Origin of the sequence: Ancylobacter tetraedralis (assembly GCF_014195655.1) — a bacterium.
Lineage (GTDB): Bacteria > Pseudomonadota > Alphaproteobacteria > Rhizobiales > Xanthobacteraceae > Ancylobacter > Ancylobacter tetraedralis.
Map to the genome: position 1 here is coordinate 249089 of NZ_JACICD010000006.1, position 18772 is coordinate 267860.

An 18772-nucleotide genomic window follows, 5' to 3' on the forward strand; every position below is an offset into this window, starting at 1 on the left:
CATGGCCCTCCCCATGCCGGAGATCATTTCGGGTTGCCGCGATCCATGTTCCAGAAATTGAAGGCGCGCTCGCCATAGAGCGGCCTGTCGAGCCCTTCCTGCTGAATGGTATCCGGCACCCGCAGCACGCCCAGCCCATCCAGCACCTTCAGCAGGACATAGGTGACGATGCCGGCATAGGCCGCGACGACCACGACCGCGAGAAACTGGACGCCCAGCTGATGAACGCCGGCCGACACCTGGTTGATGTGCGAACTCGCCAGCACGCCGATCAGCAGAGCACCGGTCATGCCGCCAACGCCGTGCGCCCGCCAGACCTCGAGGGAATCGTCGATCTTCAGCCAGCTCTGGACATGCTTGGCATGATAGCAGGCGGTGGCGCCGATGGCGCCGATGAGCAGGGCGGACATGGGTTCGACATAACCCGAGGCGGGAGTGATGGTGGCCAGCCCCGCCACGGCGCCGACCAGCACACCGGAGAAAGAAGGCCGGCCGCTCTCCCGCCACTCCCAGAACATCCACACGAGCATGGCGATGGAACCGGCCAGCATGGTGTTGGTGAAGGCATAGGCCGCCAGCGCATCCGCCGCATAGGCGCCACCCGCATTGAAGCCGAACCAGCCGAACCACAGCAGGCCCGCGCCCAGCGCCACCAGCGGCAGGCTGGCCGGCTCGGATTCGTTCTCGCCGGGAGCGAGCTTGCGCTTGCCGAGATAGGCCGCCGTCACCAGCGCGGAGAAGCCCGCCGCCGTGTGGATGACGATGCCGCCGGCGAAATCGACCACACCCAGCGTCGCGAGGAAGCCGCCGCCCCAGATCCAGTGAGCGGCCGGCAGGTAGACCAGGATGGTCCAGAAGGCGATGAAGAAGAGATAGGCGCCGAAGCGGAACCGCCCGACGAACGCGCCCGTCATCAGCGCCGGCGTGATGATGGCGAACATCATCTGATACGCGAACACCATGATGAAGGGGATGTTCGGCCCGTAGGTCGGATTGGGCTGGATGCCGACATGGTACATGCCGAAATAGGGCACGATGCTGCCGATGACGCCGCCGATGTCCGGCCCGAAGACGAGGCTGAAGCCGCCGAACACCCAGATCAGACCCACCACGCCCATGCAGACGAAGTTCTGGATCATGATCGACAGCATGTCGCGCTGCTTGACCAGGCCGCCATAGAACAACGCCAGCGCGGGGGTCATCATGCACACCAGGGCGGTGCACAGGAGAATGAAGGCGGTATCGCCCGCATTGATTGCTTGCATCCCATTTCCCCTTCTTCAATGCGCAGCCGGGCTCTCCACCCGGCCGCGCGACACTAGAACCTGTGGCAGCTGAGGCAGCCGCCGTGACGATCGGGTCAAGCCTCGCGGCCGTTAGGTATTCGCCATCACGTTGCCTTCGTGGACAGGGGCGCCTCCGCGTGCTCATGGCCGATCATATGGCCTGCCACCGGCTGGTGCGGATGCGGGGCGAGGAGCTTTTTCGGCGCGATGAACAGATACATCGTCAAGACGTAGGGAGCGGTGAACGAGGGAATGCCCGCCGGCGCGACGATCACGTCGAGAGCGCCTTGCACGAAGACGGTCGTCACGGTCGCCAGCAGCGCATAGACAACCACTTTCGGCGAGGTCTTCAGGAAGATGACGCCGACGGCCAGGGCCGTGAGCACGGGGCTGAACCCGTACAGACCCTGGCTGACGATGGCCGGGTCGGCCCCCATGGCGATCGATACCACCATAGCGATGAGCGAGCCGGCGGCGGCGGCGATGCCTGCCGGAATCGAGGCGATGAAGATACCAGCGAGGATGATCGCGCCGGAGATCTCATCGCCGAGCAGATAGACCTGGCCGATGTTGCGGAAGAAGATCTGCACCAGTTCGAGCGGCTGGGGAAGGGGCGCGAACCCCTGCACATAGTCGGTGGCGAGCTTTGGCGCATCGCCGGTGACGTGAAGCCCGCCGAAGGAGTAGGCGCCGGCGACCATCAGCCAGCCCGTCAGCACGAATGGCCCGGTCGAGCCGGGAATGCCCCACTTCGCGGTCAGCGTTGCGCTGAACGCGGCGGTGATGACCGTGCTCGCGGCGGCGCCGACCACGACATAGACCCAAAGCTGGGGCGAGGCGGCGATGAAGGTCGGCAGCGCGGCGCCGACGAGGACTCCGTTGAAACCGAAAAGACCCGAGGCGACCGATTTCTCGTCGCAGTCCAGCAGGCGTGCCGTAAGCGTCGCGACGACGACGCCGATCGCCGCGCCGATCGTGGTCGCCCACACGCCCGAGACGTAGGACGCATAAGCCATCGCGACGAAGAACAGGATCCCCGTCACAGGATTCTCCATGAAGAAGACCTGACTGGTCCCCTTGAGAATCTCGGTTACGACGTTGCTTTTCTGTTTGGCCATGGCTTTGGTCTTTCGGTCAGCGCCAAAGAAATTCCTGCGGAAGTGTCCGGCCGCGCGCTTCCTCCCGGACGATGCGCCAGAACCGGCGCACCTCGTTGCGCACGTCATAGGTCTCCACGCCCACCGCACGCAGCATGAGGCCGGCGTCATTGGGAAGGCGGCAGACGCCCGAAATGGCGCGCGGCGCCTCGGCCGGAAAATTGGTTTCGAACCGCTCCTTGATGCGGGCGGCCACCGGCGGCGGCGTCAGGCACAGGATGTTGGCGAAGGCGTCGTAGCCGCGCATCACCGCCGGATAGTCGACGGATGGATCGCCCTTCTCGATCAGGATCTTCTCGGCGAAGAGCTTGCGCCCGCCCGGCCGGCGCACGGCGACGGCAACGGACAGAAGATCGAGCCCGAATCGCTCCTCGACATGGTGATGCTTGCGCCCGGCCAGCATCATCTCGCCATAGAGCAGCGTCGCGTCCTCCGCGATGACGATGTCGGTCTGGTTGATGAAGCGGGAGTCGCGGTAGGGAATGGTGAAATCAGGCAGATATTCCAGATAGGAACCGCTCTCCAACGTCACCGCCTGATGTTGCGAGGCGTAGTTCGCATCCATCCGGTGGACACGGTTGGCGCTCTGCGTCGTCACGTGGGCGCAAGCCCCCTCGCCCACGGATATATCGATCTTGTAGCGGTCGCCCTGGAGGATGCCGCCGCCGATCGAGATGATCGAGCAGATCGGCAGTTCCGGCATCGCCTCGTCCCAATAAAGCGCCTGCTGCACGAGCAGCGGCGCCACGCGGTAAAGATCGTGCAGAATCGATCGCCCGTCGCGCAGCGAAAAGCCAAGACGCAACTCGCCGACCTTTCCGGGCGCGGCGGCGCGCATCTGGGCCGGCTCCGTCTTGAAGTCGCGCAGTTCGCGCGCCGCGTCGAGGCGACGGAGTTGCTCGTGGAGCGCCATGCCTCAGGCATCCACCTTGGCGGGCGGCGTTACCTTCACGTCGAACAGCGCCATGTCGAGGATGAGACGGATCAGCTCATCGATGCCTTCGCCGGTCTTGCAGTTGGTGAAGATGAACGGCTTCTTGCCGCGCATCAGCCTGGAATCGCGGTCCATGACCTCAAGGCTCGCGCCGACATAGGGGGCGAGGTCCTTCTTGTTGATGACGAGAATGTCGGACTGGCAGACACCGGCGCCATTCTTGCGCGGAATCTTGTCGCCCGCCGCGACGTCGATCACGTAAATATAGAAGTCGGCCAGCGCCGGGCTGAAGGTAAGGGTGAGGTTGTCACCGCCCGACTCGATCAGGATCACGTCGCTGTCGGGGTACTTCTCCTCCAGCTCCTCTACCGCGGCGATGTTCATCGACGGGTCTTCGCGCACGGCGGTGTGCGGACAGGCGCCCGTCTCGACACCGACGATCTTCTCCTCGACCAGAATGCCGTTCAGGGTGCGGCGGACCTGCTTGGCGTCCTCGGTCGTCACCACATCGTTGGTGATGATCAGCGGCTTGATGCCGAGATCGATGAGCCGCGGAGTGATGGTCTCGATGACCGCGGTCTTGCCGGAGCCGACCGGGCCGCCAATGCCGATACGCGTGATTTTCTTCATGAGCCGCTTCCTTTGCCGATGCCGCGTTCAATTCATGAACAGGCGGACATGGGTGGTCGTGTGGTGTGCGACGAGCACGTCGAAGACGGGCGCGAAGGATGCCATTTCGTCGAGCGAGAGATCGCGCACGGCCTGATAATCGCCTTCGACGCGCCCCTGCGCCGTGAACAGGATTCGCTGCGTGTCGATATGATCGATACGCATGAGCCGCAGCGCCGCGCTCAGGATCATCGAGGCAATGCCATATTGATGCATGACGAAGGCCTCGACCTCGTCGACGCCCATATGGGCGAGCGCAATCGCCTGGCCGATGGGAAGGCAGCCCGGCGTCGCATTTGCCTTGATGTCGTCGAGCCAGCTCTCAAGCGTGGGGGACGGCATGATCTTCAGCACCAGCTCGGCGAATTTCTTGCCGACGCGGGTCAGCATCAGCTGCTGTTCCTCGCCGACACGGCGGCAGAACAGTTCACTGTCCGCGATGAGGATCGCCTCGTAGTCGCCGGACAGCGCGGCGCGGTGGGCATGCAGCAGCGCGATGCCGTCCATGCGCGCCGTCTGCCGCAGGATGAGGTCGACATATCTGAGCAGGCTCTCCGGGTCGGAGACGACGCCGGTCTGCAGGGCCGATTCGAGCCCGTTGGAGAAGGCAAAGGATCCGATCGGCAGCGTGGAATCCGAGAACTGCAGCAGGCGCGCCAGATGCACCATGCCGGAAGGATTGCCAAGCTTCCCCATGCCCCCGTCCGTCATCACTTCACCGGCGCATGTGTGTGGCCGACGGCGTGCGGATGGTCATGGTCATGGTCATGATGGTGGCCATGGTCGTGGTCGTGGCCGTGCGCGTGACCGACGGAATGTCCATCGGCAGGAGCACCGTGATGATGGTGCGGCGTCGCGTCGGCCCCGGCGAAGAGCAGGCGCACTTCCCGGGCGTCCAGCTTGGCGGCGATCTCCTCACCCGGCGCGAAATGGGTCTTCACATGCTCGAAGGCATGGGTGCGCATGACCGACGCCATTACCTTCTGGTCGACGGACAGCGGAACATAAACCGTGGAACCCTTGATCACGGCCGGCCAATGCTGGTTTCCAAGCCCATGACCCAGCTCGAAACAGGTGCGCAGGATCTCGGTCGGCGACAGCTTCTCGAGGCCTTCCAGCTCGATGACCAGGACGTCCTTGAGTGCGATCCGGGCCGCGACGATCCGCTTCGCCGCCTCGTCGTAGTGCAGGACGTCGCCATCCTGCAGGTGCTCGGAGCGCGGAAGCGAGATGGCGAGTTCCACCCCGCCACCCGTTGCCTTGCGCAGCCGGCTCTTCGGTGCCTCCCACTGCTCCAGCACCAATAGGTCGACCGCGGCAGACCGCGCCCGCTCCTGCCAGACCGGATCACGGAGATTACCGAGCGTGCTCTCGACGAGAATCATGTGTGTCTCCCAGGAAACTCGGCTTCAGGCGCGACGCAGTTGCGTCGCGACGCGAAGGCCGAGCCATGTAACGCTGTAGCCGATGACGAGACTGGCGATGACATAAAGCAGGGAAAGGCCCAGCTGACCGGGGGTCGCCATCTCCGAATAAGCCCCGTAGATGAAGGTCGAAAAGGTGGACATCCCGCCGCAAAAGCCGGTCGAGACCAGCAGCGTGACGTTGTTCGACGCGTGACCGGCCCGATGAAGTCCGAAGATGAGACCGAGCAGGAACGACGCGAGAACATTCGCCGCGAAGATGTCGATGGGAAAGGCGGAGCTGTAGCGCCCCAGCATGAGCATGGACAGTTCGCGGGTAATCGCCCCGACTCCCCCACCCACAAACACGTTGACCACCGGCAGCCACATCGCCGCGCCCTACACTCTCGCCAGCGCCACGCCGGCCGCCGCGGCGACAAGGCCGGCACCAACGGAGCTAACCAGATAGGCCAGTGCGAGGGCATGCCGCCTCGCCGCCGCCATCTGCACGGCATCGAGTTGCATGGTGCTGAACGTGGTATAGCCGCCGAGCACGCCCGTCAAAACCAGCGACGAGACGACGTCGCCGTAGCGGTGCTCCCATCCCAGCGAGAGCGATGCGGCGAGATAGGCGATCACGAAGGCGCCGGAGACATTGATGACGAAGGTCCCCACCTTGAACGGGGTACCAATGCGCCGCTCTATGAACTGGCCAACCTGCCAGCGCAGCAGGGAGCCGATCCCGCCTCCCAGCCCCACCCACAGGATGTCGATTGCGTCCATCTGCTATATGCCATCGAGTTGATGTGGAGGGACGCTGCCCCTCCACAATCCGATGCAAGGCTCAACTGAAGAAGTAGAGCTGGCTGAGCGGGAGACGCGTTGCCGGCTCGATCGTGGCATGCGTGCCATCGACCGTCACGGCGAACGTCTCGGGATTGACCTCGATCACCGGCAGGGCGGTGTTGCGCACCATCGAGCTCTTGGTAATCGTGCGCGTGCCATAGACCGGCACGACCTGCGACTTCAGCTCGTAGCGATCCACGATGCCGGCCTCGAAGGCCGCATGCGATGTGAAGGTCACGCGGGTCTTGGGCAGTGCCGAACCCATCGCGCCGAACATCGGCCGATAGATCACCGGCTGGGGCGTCGGCAGCGAGGCATTCGGATCGCCCATCAGCGCCCAGGAGATCATGCCGCCCTTGATCACCATCTTCGGCTTGGCGCCGAAGAATGCCGGCTCCCAGAGCACGAGGTCGGCCATCTTGCCGATCTCGACGGAACCGATCACATGGGCGACGCCCTGCGCGATGGCGGGGTTGATCGTGACCTTGGCGACGAAGCGCAGGACACGTTCATTGTCGTTGCCGGACGTGTCGCCCTTGTAGGCTCCCATGCGCTGCTTCAGCAGGTCGGCGGTCTGGATCGTGCGCGTCCAGTTCTCGCCGATCCGCCCCATCGCCTGGCTGTCGCTGGAGAGGATCGAGATCGCCCCGAGATCATGCAGTACGTTCTCGGCCGCGATGGTCTCGGCCCGCACGCGGCTCTCGGCGAAAGCGACGTCGGTCGGGATCTTCGGGCTGAGATTGTGACAGATCATCGTCATGTCGAACAACTCGGCCTGGGAGTTGATCCCGTAAGGCAGGGTCGGGTTGGTCGAGGAGGGAATGACGTTCGAGAGTCCCGCCACCCGGATGATGTCCGGCGCATGGCCGCCGCCGGCGCCTTCGGTGTGGTAGGTATGGATCGTGCGCCCTTCGAAGGCGGCGATCGTGTTCTCGACGAAGCCGGCTTCGTTCAGCGTGTCGGTGTGGATGCAGACCTGGACGTCGTAATTGTCCGCAACCGTGAGCGCGTTGCGGATCGCGGCCGGCGTGCTGCCCCAGTCCTCGTGGATCTTGAGGCCCATCGCGCCGGCACGGATCTGCTCCTCGAGCGGAACAGGCGCCGAGCCGTTGCCCTTGCCGAGCACGCCGGCATTCACCGGCCAGGCATCGAACGACCGGAGCATCATCTCGATGTTCCAGGTGCCGGACGTGATGGTGGTGCCGTTGGTGCCGTCGCTCGGCCCGATGCCGCCACCGAACACGGTGGTGACGCCGTTGGAGAGCGCAGCCTGCGCCTGCTGCGGCGAGATGTAGTGGACGTGCGCGTCGATGCCGCCGGCCGTCAGGATGAGATGCTCGCCCGAGATCGCATCCGTGCCCGGTCCGAGCGCGAGGCCTGGCGTGACACCCGACATGGTGGACGGATTGCCGGCCTTGCCGATGGCGCAAACCAGGCCGTTCTTGATGCCGACATCGGCCTTGATGACACCCTGCACCGCGTCGACGATGGTGACATTGGTGATGACGAGATCCGGAGCGCCCGCGGCGCTGGTAAGCTCGTTGTCGTAGCCCATGCCGTCGCGAAGTGTCTTGCCGCCGCCATAGACGGCCTCTTCGCCATAGACGCGCAGATCCTTCTCGATCTCGATATAGAGATCGGTGTCGCCGAGACGGATCTTGTCGCCGGTCGTGGGACCATAGAGGTCCGAATATTGCTGCCTCGAGATCTTGGCCATCTCAGAGCTCCATTACCTGAATGTTGCGGGCCATCACGACTTGCTCTTGAATCCGTAGCGCTTCGCGCGCTCCAGGGCGTCGGTCAGGCGCGGGCGGTAATCGTCGTAATTCTCATCGCCCACCCAGCCATTGACGAGGCCATTGAAGCCCAGCACGCGCTGCTTGCCCTGAAAGGGGACGAGCACGACCTCCTTCTCGTCGCCCGGTTCAAAGCGCAGGGCCGTGGTGGCGGGAATGTTCAGCCGCTTGCCGAACGCCTGCTCACGGTCGAATTCGAGCGAGGCATTCACCTCGAAGAAGTGGAAATGCGATCCAACCTGAATGGGACGGTCCCCGGTGTTGCGAACCTTCAAGGACGTGGTTGGATAGCCGGCATTGATCTCGATATCGCCCTTGCCGAGGACGAGCCCGCCGACCGGAGCCTTCTTCTGGTCACTGCTCATGATGACAACCCTCGCCGCTGCTACTTGATGGGATTGTGCACGGTGACGAGACGGCTGCCATCGGTAAACACAGCCTCGACCTGTACATAAGGGATCATCTCCACGACACCGTCCATGACGTCGTCGCGGGTGATTGCCTTGCTGGCCAGTTCCATGACCTCTTCGACGGTCTTGCCGGCGCGCGCCCCGTCCAGCGCTGCAACCGAGATCAGCGACACCGTTTCAGGATGATTGAGTTTCAGTCCCTGATCCTTACGCTTCTGCGCGACCTGAGCGAGCGTGTAGATCAGGAGCTTGTCGATTTCCCTGGGCGTAAAATGCATGAGCCAATTCCTCGACGAACGCGGTCCTCCGACCATGCCGTAGTGGCAACGCCGGCTCGATCTGCGAGATCGTGAACTTTGATAGCAGCCCCCCCTACGGCGACACCAGCCTTAACTAGTGCAGTCAGAAAATTATCCGAGATACAAATAAGCAGCATGCTCAAATATCAGGATCCGCAATGAAGAGTGAGCGAGGCGCGCACCGCGATTAATCCGGGTTATATATTTAGTTTGAATGTCACCCTCTCTAATTCAGCTGAACATGGAGGTATTATAAGATATATCAACTTGTGGATTTCACTGCTGCCAGCGCAGTTGCGATTGCGCATTTTCGCGACCGCGCGGATCCCGACAACCCTGGGTACCGGCGGCGGGCGCAGGGGAGCAGCCCACTCCGGTAGCTCATTGCGACCACCCGGGAGCGTTACTCTTGCGCCGGTGGGACCCAAAGGGCTCAGGCGGATACAGACCGGCGGCCACCTTCTTCCCGCGCGTGGAATTGGCGTCCGGCGGCACGACGTAGTCGGGCATCCCGACAAACCGCCCCCCACACATCCAGGCAAGGAGGCCCTTCACGGGATCATCGCGCCAACATCCTACCCGCATTCATATTTAGGTCGGCATGGCGACCCATTCGATTGGATGTCTCTAAGGCGGCTATTTATGTCGCATCGCGATAAGTGAGAAATCTCACTCCACATTGACTGGTCATCGATGTGATCGGTGCTGCATAACGGCCAAGAAGTAAGCGACGTGTAGGCTGGAAACATGCAAAAGCAGGGCAATCTCATCGATAGCGATGAGTTGCGGGCGTTTGATGCTGTGGCGACGAGACGCAGTTTCAGCCTCGCGGCTGTGGACGTCGGAACCTCTCAATCCACGGTCAGCCAGCGGATCGCCCGCCTCGAAAGACGGCTCAACCGCAGGCTCGTTCACCGCACCACCCGCAAGGTGAGCCTCACTCCCGATGGAGAGGCCATGCTGATTTATGCCCGGTCGATTCTCGCGCTTTCCGAGGAAGCGCGTCTTCGGCTTACCCGCCCCGGGCTGAAGGGCGTCCTCAAGGTTGGTATCGAGGACGAGTTCGCCAGAACCCGGCTGCCGGAAGTCCTCGGCATCTTCCGCACGCAATTCCCGGATTTCGGCTTGAAGTTCATCACCGGCCGCAACGAGCATCTTCACGATGTGCTGCGCTCGCATGAGGTCGACGTGATTCTGGGCAAGAGCCATGGCGAACCGGATCAAACCGCGCTGTGGCAGGAGCAATTGGTCTGGATCGGGCACCACTCCTTGCTGTTGAAGCCTTCGGATCCGGTACCGCTCATCTCCTACCTCAAGCCGAGCCTCACCCGCTCGCTGACGGAGAGCGCGCTCGTGGCAAACCGCCGTCCGTGGATCGACGTGGCGGAATGCAGCAATCTGCTTGGTGTGCTTGCTGCCGCGCGATCGGGCCTCGGCGTCATGGCGATCGGCCAGAGTTTTCGGAGAACGGTTCTGGAAGAGATGCCCGCCGAGGCGGGCCTGCCGGGTCTGGGCAAGCTGACCTATGTCGTCGAATGCAACTCCGCCGATGTCGGCTCCGCCGCAGACGCCTTTCGCGACGTCCTCAGTGAAGTGGCGAAGCGCGCGACCGCCGGGCTTTAAGCGGGGCTCCGGGTAGCGAGTTCGAAACATCCGCTGCGAGATGCTTCGCGCGATTTACCCGTCACGTGGCCTCATTCAGCGGCGCTAATGGCGTCCATGGGTTGATTGCCACCGAGAAGCGACGGGGCTTCTCGCCGATCCGCGGCCGCCCGGCATCTCGAGAAGGCCAGGTGCTTAGTCACCGTTGCGGAGACGCCAGCTCCTTACCGCAGAAGCAACCGTCTCAACCGGGAAACGAGTTCCGCCTGTCGGCTTACGCCGAGTTTCGCGAATATGCGCTTAAGGACAAACCGGGCCGTCCCCTCCGAAATATCGAGTTCCCCCGCCGCCTCCCTGACACTCTGTCCGCTCGCGATCAGCGAGGCCAGGCGTGCTTCTCCCGTTGTCAGTCCGAAAACCTTGCGGATGACCGTTGGATCGATGATCTGATCGTTTTCAAGGTCTTTCGCCAGCATGAGGACATGCTTCTCGGGGCTCACCAGTCCGAGAGCGTCTGCCGAGGTTCCGACAAGCGGTGCGGTCCACACGACAAGACGTTTCTTCCCCTCCGGATCCGAGACGGTGGCTGGGTGGGGGAGGCGACCGTCGAGACGACCGTCCGTCTGTGCACGTTGAACGGTCGAAACGAAATCGTCGACATCGGCCCGCATGGTGGGCCGGAGACCTTCGTCACTGTCGACAAAATAACGATCGAGCAGCGGCTCGGCAGATCGGTTGACGCGCAAAGGGCGCATCTTCCCGTCGAGGATGACAGCCGGTTGGTCCATCCTGTCAAACGCTTGAGCGACCGTATCGCCTGTCGCCTTCGCCTTCAGATAGGCCGACGTGATTCTCAGCGACTGCTCGAGGTGTCGCGCCAGCAGCAGCAGCGCCTCCCGATCCTCGTCCCCGAATGGGCCCACGGAACCGGCCCGACAGACGACGAGGCTGGTCGGGCTTCCCAGTTCAGAGTGGATGATCGAGGCCATCACATGGGAGATGTCGAACCGGGAAAGGAAATCCCTGTAGAAGGCATTCAGGGACAATTCCGAAAAATCGAGAATGTCCTGTTCCGTATAGACGTCGCCGGCATGAAAGCCAGCTGGCAACCTGCCTTCGAGCCAGGGATTGCGTCGAGACCATTCCTCGTGCCGATAGGAATTGACGGCATCCGCGATGCCGGCCGAATGGGAGGGAAAGGTCCAGCCCTCCTTTGCCTTCGCGAAGATGACCGCGCCGACCGACATGGACAGCGCCGCGACCGATTCCAGGGCCGACGTCCAGCGATCTGCGTTCAAGGCGGCTTCGTAAAGGCTGTAGATTGCTCCATCGACGCCCATCGCAGCAGGGGTGCTGCCGGAAGGCGGCAAATTGGGATCAATCATGGTTCTTTCCTACGCCTATTGTCACGGTGTCAGTCCAAAAACAGGTCGCTCGGCGGAGGGACGGCGGGCCATGAGAGCCACGGCGCCGAGCGGAGAGGGGCGCCGGCGATCCCGGAGAGCCGTCAGCCGGTGGCCGCTGCGTGCCCGCCACTCCGGCGACCGATCGTCTTTTCAGGGCATCATGCGCATGTGCTGGTCGTAGAGGATCCAGATGGTGCCGGACACCATGATGAGCAGGATCAGCACGGTGAACAGGATCAGCAGCAGGTCGTCGCGGTGCGAGCGCTGAAGGTCGATGTGCAGGAAGAAGCGCAGATGCACCACCGCCTGAACCAGGGCGAGCAGCCCCAATGCCCCGAGCGCGGCGGCGCCACTCAGCAGATCAAGCCACACGACCGCGAAGGCGCCCGTGGTCAGCACCAAAGCGAGAACGAGGCCGATCACATAGGAGCGGCGCTCGCGGCCCTCTTCGTCATGGTCGACGGCGGGCAGGTCGGCGGGAATCCGGTTGCTCATGACGCGACCCCGAACAGGTAGACGAAGGTAAAGATGCCGATCCAGACCACGTCGAGCATGTGCCAGAACAGCGCAAGCCGCATCAACCGCAGCTTCACCGGCGTGGTGAAGCCGAAGACCACGACCTGCACGGCCATGATCGCCATCCACACCAGCCCGGAGGACACATGCAGCGCATGGGTGCCGGTGAGCAGGTAATAGGCGGAGAGGAAGCCGCTCGCCTGCGGCGGGGCCGCATGCTGGGTGATCATCACGTAGTAATCGTGCAGTTCCATGCCGACGAAGGCGGCGCCGAGTCCCCCGGTGAGGAGCAGCCAGCCCAGCACGGCTCGCCGGCTTTCGCGGTACTTCATCGCCAGCATGCCGAAGCCGAAGGCGAAGCTGGACAGGAGCAGCAGCAGCGTCTCCACGAACGCGGCGGTCAGGTCGAAGACCTGCGCCGGCCCCGGCCCTTCGGCGATGCCCTGCACGCTCATCGCCGCATAGGTCGCGAACAGCACTGCGAACAGCACCAGATCGCTCATCAGGAAGATCCAGAAGCCGAAAAGGACCTCTTCGGCCGCCTCATGGCTTTCGGGATCGGTGCCGGCGAGATTGATGCCGGGATGGAGGCGTTCGGAAAGGCTCATGACAGCACCTCCACAGCGGCGCCGGAAGAGACGGCCCCGGAGCGGCCTTCCAGCCCTTCCGGAATCGCCCGTCCCCGGTTCTCCGACGTCATCTCGCGGTCGCGGGTCACGCCCGGCGCCGAGCGAACGGCGGCGAGGAAGGCCTCGTTCGCCGCCTTCACCGTCGCGGCGGGAATGATTTCCTCCGTGTCGGTGGCGAAGGAGCGCGCGATGACCACGACCCAGATCAGCACGAAGGAGACAATCGCCAGCCACCAGATGTGCCAGACGAGGCCGAAAGCCCAGGCGCAGGCGAACAGGCCGATCAACGGCGCGGTCGCGGTGTTGCGCGGCACTTCGATGTCCTCATAGGCGGCCGGCGAGCGATAGGCGGTGCCCGCCTTCTTGGCCTCGTAGAAAGGATCGCGCGCGGTCACTTCCGGTAGCACGGCGAAGTTCCAGTCCGGTGGCGGGGAAGGAATCGACCATTCCAGCGCGCGCCCGTCCCAGGGATCGCCCAGCGGCGCGGCGAGAGGCTCGCGTTGGCGCACCGAGACGACGATCTGCATCACCATCAGCGCGAAGCCGGCGAGGATGAGCGCGGCGCCGGCCATGGCAAGGGCGAGCCAGGGCAGGTAGTCGGGATCCGACCACATGTAGGTGCGGCGCGTCGCCCCCATCAGCCCCAGCCAGTAAAGCGGGAAGAAGGCCAGCAGGAAGCCCGGCGCGAAGCACCAGAACGAGGCCCGGCCCAGCCCCTCATGCAGGCGGAAGCCGAAGGCCTTCGGGAACCAGAACTGCACCGCCGCGAACATGCCGAACAGCACGCCGGGAATGATCATGTTGTGGAAATGGGCGATCAGGAACAGCGTGTTGTGAACCTGGAAATCGATGCCGGGATTGGCCAGCAGCACGCCCGTCATGCCACCGAGGATGAAGGTGAGCAGGAAGTTGATGTGGAACAGCATCGGCGTGGTGAAGCGGATGCGCCCGCCGACCATGGTCAGCAGCCAGTCATAGACCTTCACGCCCGTAGGCACGCCGATGATCATCGTGGCGATGCCGAAGATGGCATTCACATTGGCGCTCTGGCCCATGGTGAAGAAGTGGTGCAGCCACACCGCGAAGGAGAGCACGGCGATGCACATGGTGGCGTAGACCAGCGAGGTGTAGCCATAGATCCGCTTGCTGGAGAAGGTGGCCACCACTTCCGACCAGACGCCGAAGGCGGGCAGGATGAGGATGTAGACTTCCGGGTGGCCGAACAGCCAGAACAGGTTGGCGTAGTTCATCATGTTGCCGCCGTCGCCATTCGTGAAGAAATGGAAGCCGGCATAGCGGTCGAGGGCGAGCATGACCGTCGCGGCGGTCAGCGGCGCCATGGCGAAGATCATCAGGATCGACGTGCACAGCGTCGTCCAGGTGAACAGCGGCATGCGGAACAGCGTCATGCCGGGGCAGCGCTTCTTGTAGATGGTCACGGCGAAGTTGAGGCCCGTCAGCGTCGAGCCGATGGAGCCGAGCGACACCGCCCAGATCCAGTAGTCGACCCCCTCGCCGGGGCTGAACTCGATGCCGGTGAAGGGTGGATAGGCGCTCCAGCCGCCGGTGGAGAACTGGCCGACCACCAGCGAGACCATGATGAGTATGGCACCCGCCATGGTCAGCATCAGCGAGATGGCGTTGAGCAGGGGGAACGACACGTCGCGCGCGCCGATCTGCAGCGGCATGACATAGTTCATCAGCCCGGTGATGAACGGCATCGCCACGAAGAAGATCATGATCGTGCCGTGGGTGCTGAACAGCTGCCCGAAATGATCCGCCGAGAGGAAGCCGCCGCTATCCGTGGCGGCGAGCTGCTGGGCGCGCATCAGCGCTGCCTCGATCACCGCGCGGGCGAACATCACCAGCGCGATCGCGATATACATGATGCCGACCTTCTTGTGGTCGACGCTGGTCAGCCAGTCCCGCCACAGCGGCACCCACCAGCCCTTGACCGTCAGCAGGATGACGGCAGCGAGCGCGCCCAGCACCGCGACGGATCCCGCGCCCGAGGCGATGAATTCGCTGAGCGAGGGATTCTCGATCGCTCCGGCGAAGACGAAGGAGGTCCATTTGATCTGGCCGAAGATCAGCTCCCAGTTCATTGCGCGGCCTCCGGCGTGTGGTCGTTATGCTGATGGGCGGCGGGCGCGTCCGCTCCGGCCTGCGGCGCGTGGCCCGAATGTCCTGCGGCCATGCCGGGCGCGAAGCTGGCGATGATCTGGTCGAACAGGCCGGGCGTGAACCGGCCATAGATCACCGGCTCGTTCGCCACGGAGGGCGCCAGCAGCGCGGCATAGCCGGCGGCGTCGAGCGCGGCCGGCTGGGCCTTCGCCCCCGCCACCCAGGCCGCGAAATCGTTCGGGCTCATCACTCGGGCGGTGAAGGACTGCGAGGCGAAGCCGAGGCCGTTATACTGGGTGTTGCGCCCGACGAAATCGCCGGTCGCGTCGGCGATCAGATTGAGCTTCGTCTGCATGCCGGCCATGGCGTAGATCTGGCCGGCGAGGCGCGGAACGATGAAGGACTGCATCACCGTCCCGCTGGTCAGCTTCAGCGTGACCGGGCGGCCTTCCGGCAAGGCGAGCAGGTCGAGCGTCGCCACGCCCTGTTCGGGGTAGAGGAAGAGGAATTTCCAGTCGAGCGAGACGACCTCCACCACCAGGGGCGCCGGGCCGAGCGGCCGGTAGGGATCGTTCTTCAGCGTGTGCTTCCACAGGGCGGTGCCGAGCGCGGCCACCAGCGCGACCGGAATGCCCCAGATGAGCAGTTCCAGCCCCCAGTTGAACTCCCAGTCCGGGCGGTACGTGCCCTTGCCGCCGCGGCGGTAGCGCCACAGCACGATCGGCAACGCCACGAACATCGGCACGATGACGATGAGCATCAGCGCGCTGATGACCCCGAAATGCGACAGCTGCGCCGAGGCGATCGGCCCCGCCGGTTCAAGGAAGCTGCCGGCATAGGCGGCTCCCGGGACCACAGCCGCAACCACCCCGACTATTGCGCTCGGTTTCAATCAGACCCCCTTGCGACTGTTGCGCGCCCTTCCGTGCACGGCCCCTCACCTAAGGGCATCCGCCCGATCCCCTGCCGGTAGGAAAGCACGAACCGCGACGGATATCATCGTGCGGCACGGCGCAGATTGCGGAAAATTCGCGGCATCGCGACGGCTATCGCAAGGCGACGATTCCCTCCACGCGCCAACGGCGTCAAAAACAACACAGCTCAATTACTGGATCCAGAATCCCCATGGGCCTGATATCGAACTGGATTTTGTATTGCCGCACCCGCCGGCTGTCGTCCATCTTCCATATGGGAGATCGACCGGACACACATTTTCGCCCTAGTTGACCTCATGGGCGGCGACGGAAATGATGGGCCCTTGCCAGCCCCGTGACGCAGGGAGAGGCGGTGATGACCGAGAATTCGCCCGACGGAGTGAAGCCGTATTCCGGACCGGCCGGCGGATGGGAAGCGCTGGCGGCGGTAGCTCAGGCCGTCCGCAAGGAGATGGAGACCGAGGTCGCCAATACGCGTGCCCTGCTGCGCATGAACCAGCCCGACGGCTTCGACTGCCCGGGTTGCGCCTGGCCGGACCCCAAGCACACGTCCTCCTTCGAATTCTGCGAGAACGGCGCCAAGGCCGTGACGTGGGAGGCGACCGGGAAGCGGGCGAGCCCGGCCTTTTTCGCCGAGCATTCGGTTTCCGATCTCTGGAGCTGGAGCGACCATGCCCTGGAGGATGCCGGCCGCCTCACCACCCCGCTGCGCTACGAGGCTGCAACGGATCATTTCGTGCCGGTGTCGTGGGAGGAAGCCTTTGCCGGCATTGCCGCCCGCCTGAACGCGCTCGACCATCCCGACAGGGCGGAATTCTATACGTCGGGCCGCGCGTCGAACGAATCGGCCTTCATGTACCAGCTCCTGGCGCGGGCCTTCGGTACCAATAATTTTCCAGACTGCTCCAATATGTGCCATGAGCCGACCAGCATCGGCCTGCCGCAGTCGATCGGCATCGGCAAGGGTACCGTGTCGCTCGAAGATTTCGACCATGCCGACGCGATCTTCTGCATCGGTCACAACCCAGGCACCAACCACCCACGGATGCTGACCACCCTGCGGGCCGCCGCAAAGCGTGGCGTGCCGATCATCGTCGCCAATCCGCTGAAGGAGCGGGGGCTGGAGCGCTTCGCGGCGCCGCAAGATCCGGTGGAGATGCTCACCCTGTCCTCCACCCGCCTTGCCTCGGCCTATCATCAGGTCAAGGTCGGCGGCGACGTGGCGATGCTGAAGGGCATGATGAAGGCGCTGCTGGCCGCGGACGAGGCTCTTCGGGCCGGCGGCGGCGAGGGGCTGCTGGACAGGGCGTTCATCGCCGAACATACGGTCGGCTTCGATGATCTGAGGGCTGACCTCGACACTACGTCCTGGTCCGCCATCGAGCGTCGCTCCGGCCTTTCCCGCGCCGCGATCGAGAGCATGGCGGAAGTCTACTGGAACGCCGAGCGTGTCATCGCCTGCTACGGCATGGGTATCACCCAGCACCGGCACGGCACGGAGAATGTGCGCCAGATCGTCAACCTGCTGCTGCTTCGCGGCAATATGGGCAAGTCCGGCGCCGGGATCTGTCCGCTGCGCGGTCATTCCAACGTTCAGGGCGACCGCACGGTCGGCATCACCGAAATTCCCACCGAGGCCTTCCTGGAGCGCCTCGATGCGGCCTTCGGCATTACCGCACCGCGCAAGCACGGACACAATGCGGTGGACGCGCTGGCGGCGATGGCGGACGGCTCTTCCCGTGCTTTCATCGGGCTCGGGGGCAATTTCGCGGTGGCGATGCCGGATCCGGCGGTCGCCTTCGCCGCCTTCCGGGGGCTGGATCTCAATGTGCAGATCATCACCAAGCTCAACCGCACGGCGCTGCTCACCGCGACGCACAGCTACATCCTGCCCTGTCTCGGGCGCACGGAGCGCGATCTGCGGGCCGGAACGCAGCAGGCGATGACCGTCGAAGACTCGATGTCCATGGTTCATGCCTCCCGTGGCACGTTGAAGCCGGCTTCGGATGCGTTGATCTCGGAGGTCGCGGTCATCGCGGGCATCGCCCGCGCCACCCTTGCCCAGTGTCCGATCGACTGGGAGGGACTGAGCAACGACTACGCCCGCATCCGCGACAAGATCGAGGAAGTGTTCCCGGAGTTTGCCGACTTCAACGCCCGCATAGCGGTGCCGGGCGGCTTCCGCCTGCCCAATGGCGCCGCGGAGCGCGTCTGGCATACGTCCAATGGCAAGGCGAACTTCCTTGCCGGCGCACCTCTCGACGAGGATGACGGGCTCGACGAGGGCACGCTTGTGTGCACCACGCTGCGCAGCCACGACCAGTACAACACCACCATCTATGGCCTGAACGATCGCTATCGTGGCATTAGCGGCCGGCGCGACGTGGTGTTCGTCAATGCCGACGACCTTGCCGCCCTCGGGCTGTCGCATGGCGACACAGTGGATGTGGTGGCAAGTGACGACCGGGTGCTGGCCAGGCAGACCGCCGTCGCCTATCCGATCGCCCGCGGGTCGGTCGCGGCTTATTATCCCGAGGCGAACCTGCTGGTCGATGCGCGCGACTATGACCGTCAATGCGGTGTGCCCAGCTACAAGTCGATCCCGGTCAAGCTGCGGGCCCACCTCGCCGCGGACAGGCAGGCGGAGTAATCATCCTATGGGGCGCACCCGGCCGTCTGGGTCCTGTCTCAGGACGGCCGGATGCCTGTTCATGCGGGGCCGGATCACTATAATGGCCCTCACGCCTCTCCTCATTCCAG

At 63.9% G+C, this 18772-nt stretch carries 18 protein-coding genes; 2 read left to right on the forward strand and 16 right to left on the reverse strand.

The features are described from left to right. Nucleotides 1-23 precede the first annotated feature (23 nt). The 11 genes from FHS55_RS16510 to FHS55_RS16560 all read right to left on the reverse strand — a co-directional run bounded on the left by FHS55_RS16510 (nucleotide 24) and on the right by FHS55_RS16560 (nucleotide 8779). Nucleotides 24-1265, reverse strand: coding sequence for an ammonium transporter (locus tag FHS55_RS16510; RefSeq protein ID WP_183190870.1), 1242 nt, complete (start codon nucleotides 1263-1265; stop codon nucleotides 24-26). Nucleotides 1266-1390: 125 nt separating this feature from the next. Next, complete coding sequence (yut, locus tag FHS55_RS16515; protein WP_183190871.1) at nucleotides 1391-2404, reverse strand: urea transporter; 1014 nt, start codon at nucleotides 2402-2404, stop codon at nucleotides 1391-1393. 16 nt (nucleotides 2405-2420) lie between these two features. Beyond that, entirely contained in the window at nucleotides 2421-3356 is a 936-nt protein-coding gene (locus tag FHS55_RS16520) for an urease accessory protein UreD (protein ID WP_183190872.1), read from the reverse strand. Nucleotides 3357-3359: 3 nt separating this feature from the next. Beyond that, nucleotides 3360-4007, reverse strand: coding sequence for an urease accessory protein UreG (gene ureG, locus FHS55_RS16525; RefSeq protein WP_183190873.1), 648 nt, complete (start codon nucleotides 4005-4007; stop codon nucleotides 3360-3362). Between the two features lie 27 nt (nucleotides 4008-4034). Continuing rightward, entirely contained in the window at nucleotides 4035-4715 is a 681-nt protein-coding gene (locus FHS55_RS16530) for an urease accessory UreF family protein (RefSeq protein WP_183190971.1), read from the reverse strand. A 41-nt stretch (nucleotides 4716-4756) separates the two neighbouring features. Continuing rightward, nucleotides 4757-5431, reverse strand: a complete 675-nt coding sequence (locus FHS55_RS16535; RefSeq protein WP_183190874.1) for an urease accessory protein UreE — start codon at nucleotides 5429-5431, stop codon at nucleotides 4757-4759. Between the two features lie 24 nt (nucleotides 5432-5455). Beyond that, nucleotides 5456-5839 carry a CrcB family protein gene (locus FHS55_RS16540; RefSeq protein ID WP_183190875.1) on the reverse strand — a complete coding sequence of 128 codons (384 nt, stop codon included), beginning with the start codon at nucleotides 5837-5839 and terminating at the stop codon, nucleotides 5456-5458. Nucleotides 5840-5848: 9 nt separating this feature from the next. After that, the gene (locus FHS55_RS16545) at nucleotides 5849-6232 is read right to left on the reverse strand and encodes a fluoride efflux transporter FluC (protein WP_183190876.1); all 384 of its coding nucleotides are present in this window, start codon (nucleotides 6230-6232) and stop codon (nucleotides 5849-5851) included. Nucleotides 6233-6293: 61 nt separating this feature from the next. Continuing rightward, on the reverse strand, nucleotides 6294-8012 hold the full coding sequence (locus FHS55_RS16550; protein ID WP_183190877.1) for an urease subunit alpha: 1719 nt from the start codon (nucleotides 8010-8012) through the stop codon (nucleotides 6294-6296). Nucleotides 8013-8045: 33 nt separating this feature from the next. Next, nucleotides 8046-8456 carry an urease subunit beta gene (locus FHS55_RS16555; RefSeq protein ID WP_183190878.1) on the reverse strand — a complete coding sequence of 137 codons (411 nt, stop codon included), beginning with the start codon at nucleotides 8454-8456 and terminating at the stop codon, nucleotides 8046-8048. 20 nt (nucleotides 8457-8476) lie between these two features. Continuing rightward, the gene (locus FHS55_RS16560; RefSeq protein WP_183190879.1) at nucleotides 8477-8779 is read right to left on the reverse strand and encodes an urease subunit gamma; all 303 of its coding nucleotides are present in this window, start codon (nucleotides 8777-8779) and stop codon (nucleotides 8477-8479) included. A 768-nt stretch (nucleotides 8780-9547) separates the two neighbouring features. Here FHS55_RS16560 and FHS55_RS16565 point away from each other — a divergent pair. Then, nucleotides 9548-10423, forward strand: a complete 876-nt coding sequence (locus FHS55_RS16565) for a LysR family transcriptional regulator (RefSeq protein WP_183190880.1) — start codon at nucleotides 9548-9550, stop codon at nucleotides 10421-10423. Nucleotides 10424-10626: 203 nt separating this feature from the next. Here FHS55_RS16565 and FHS55_RS16570 read toward each other — a convergent pair whose 3' ends face one another. From FHS55_RS16570 to FHS55_RS16590, 5 genes are all read right to left on the reverse strand, one after another. Next, complete coding sequence (locus tag FHS55_RS16570) at nucleotides 10627-11787, reverse strand: helix-turn-helix transcriptional regulator (RefSeq protein WP_183190881.1); 1161 nt, start codon at nucleotides 11785-11787, stop codon at nucleotides 10627-10629. Nucleotides 11788-11958: 171 nt separating this feature from the next. Then, a complete protein-coding gene (gene cyoD, locus FHS55_RS16575) occupies nucleotides 11959-12303 on the reverse strand; it encodes a cytochrome o ubiquinol oxidase subunit IV (RefSeq protein ID WP_183190882.1) in 345 nt (114 codons plus the stop codon). Further along, complete coding sequence (locus FHS55_RS16580) at nucleotides 12300-12932, reverse strand: cytochrome c oxidase subunit 3 (RefSeq protein ID WP_183190883.1); 633 nt, start codon at nucleotides 12930-12932, stop codon at nucleotides 12300-12302. The genes cyoD and FHS55_RS16580 overlap by 4 nt, the downstream gene beginning before the upstream one ends. Next, nucleotides 12929-15058 carry a cbb3-type cytochrome c oxidase subunit I gene (locus FHS55_RS16585; protein WP_183190884.1) on the reverse strand — a complete coding sequence of 710 codons (2130 nt, stop codon included), beginning with the start codon at nucleotides 15056-15058 and terminating at the stop codon, nucleotides 12929-12931. The genes FHS55_RS16580 and FHS55_RS16585 overlap by 4 nt, the downstream gene beginning before the upstream one ends. Further along, the gene (locus tag FHS55_RS16590) at nucleotides 15055-15933 is read right to left on the reverse strand and encodes a ubiquinol oxidase subunit II (RefSeq protein WP_343056209.1); all 879 of its coding nucleotides are present in this window, start codon (nucleotides 15931-15933) and stop codon (nucleotides 15055-15057) included. Before FHS55_RS16590 ends, FHS55_RS16585 begins: the two co-directional genes overlap by 4 nt. A gap of 434 nt (nucleotides 15934-16367) precedes the next feature. On the opposite strand from FHS55_RS16590, the gene FHS55_RS16595 reads away from it, so the two are divergent. Next, nucleotides 16368-18662 (forward strand): FdhF/YdeP family oxidoreductase, encoded by a 2295-nt coding sequence (locus FHS55_RS16595; protein WP_183190885.1) that lies wholly within the window; start codon nucleotides 16368-16370, stop codon nucleotides 18660-18662. The last annotated feature ends 110 nt before the right edge of the window (nucleotides 18663-18772 follow it).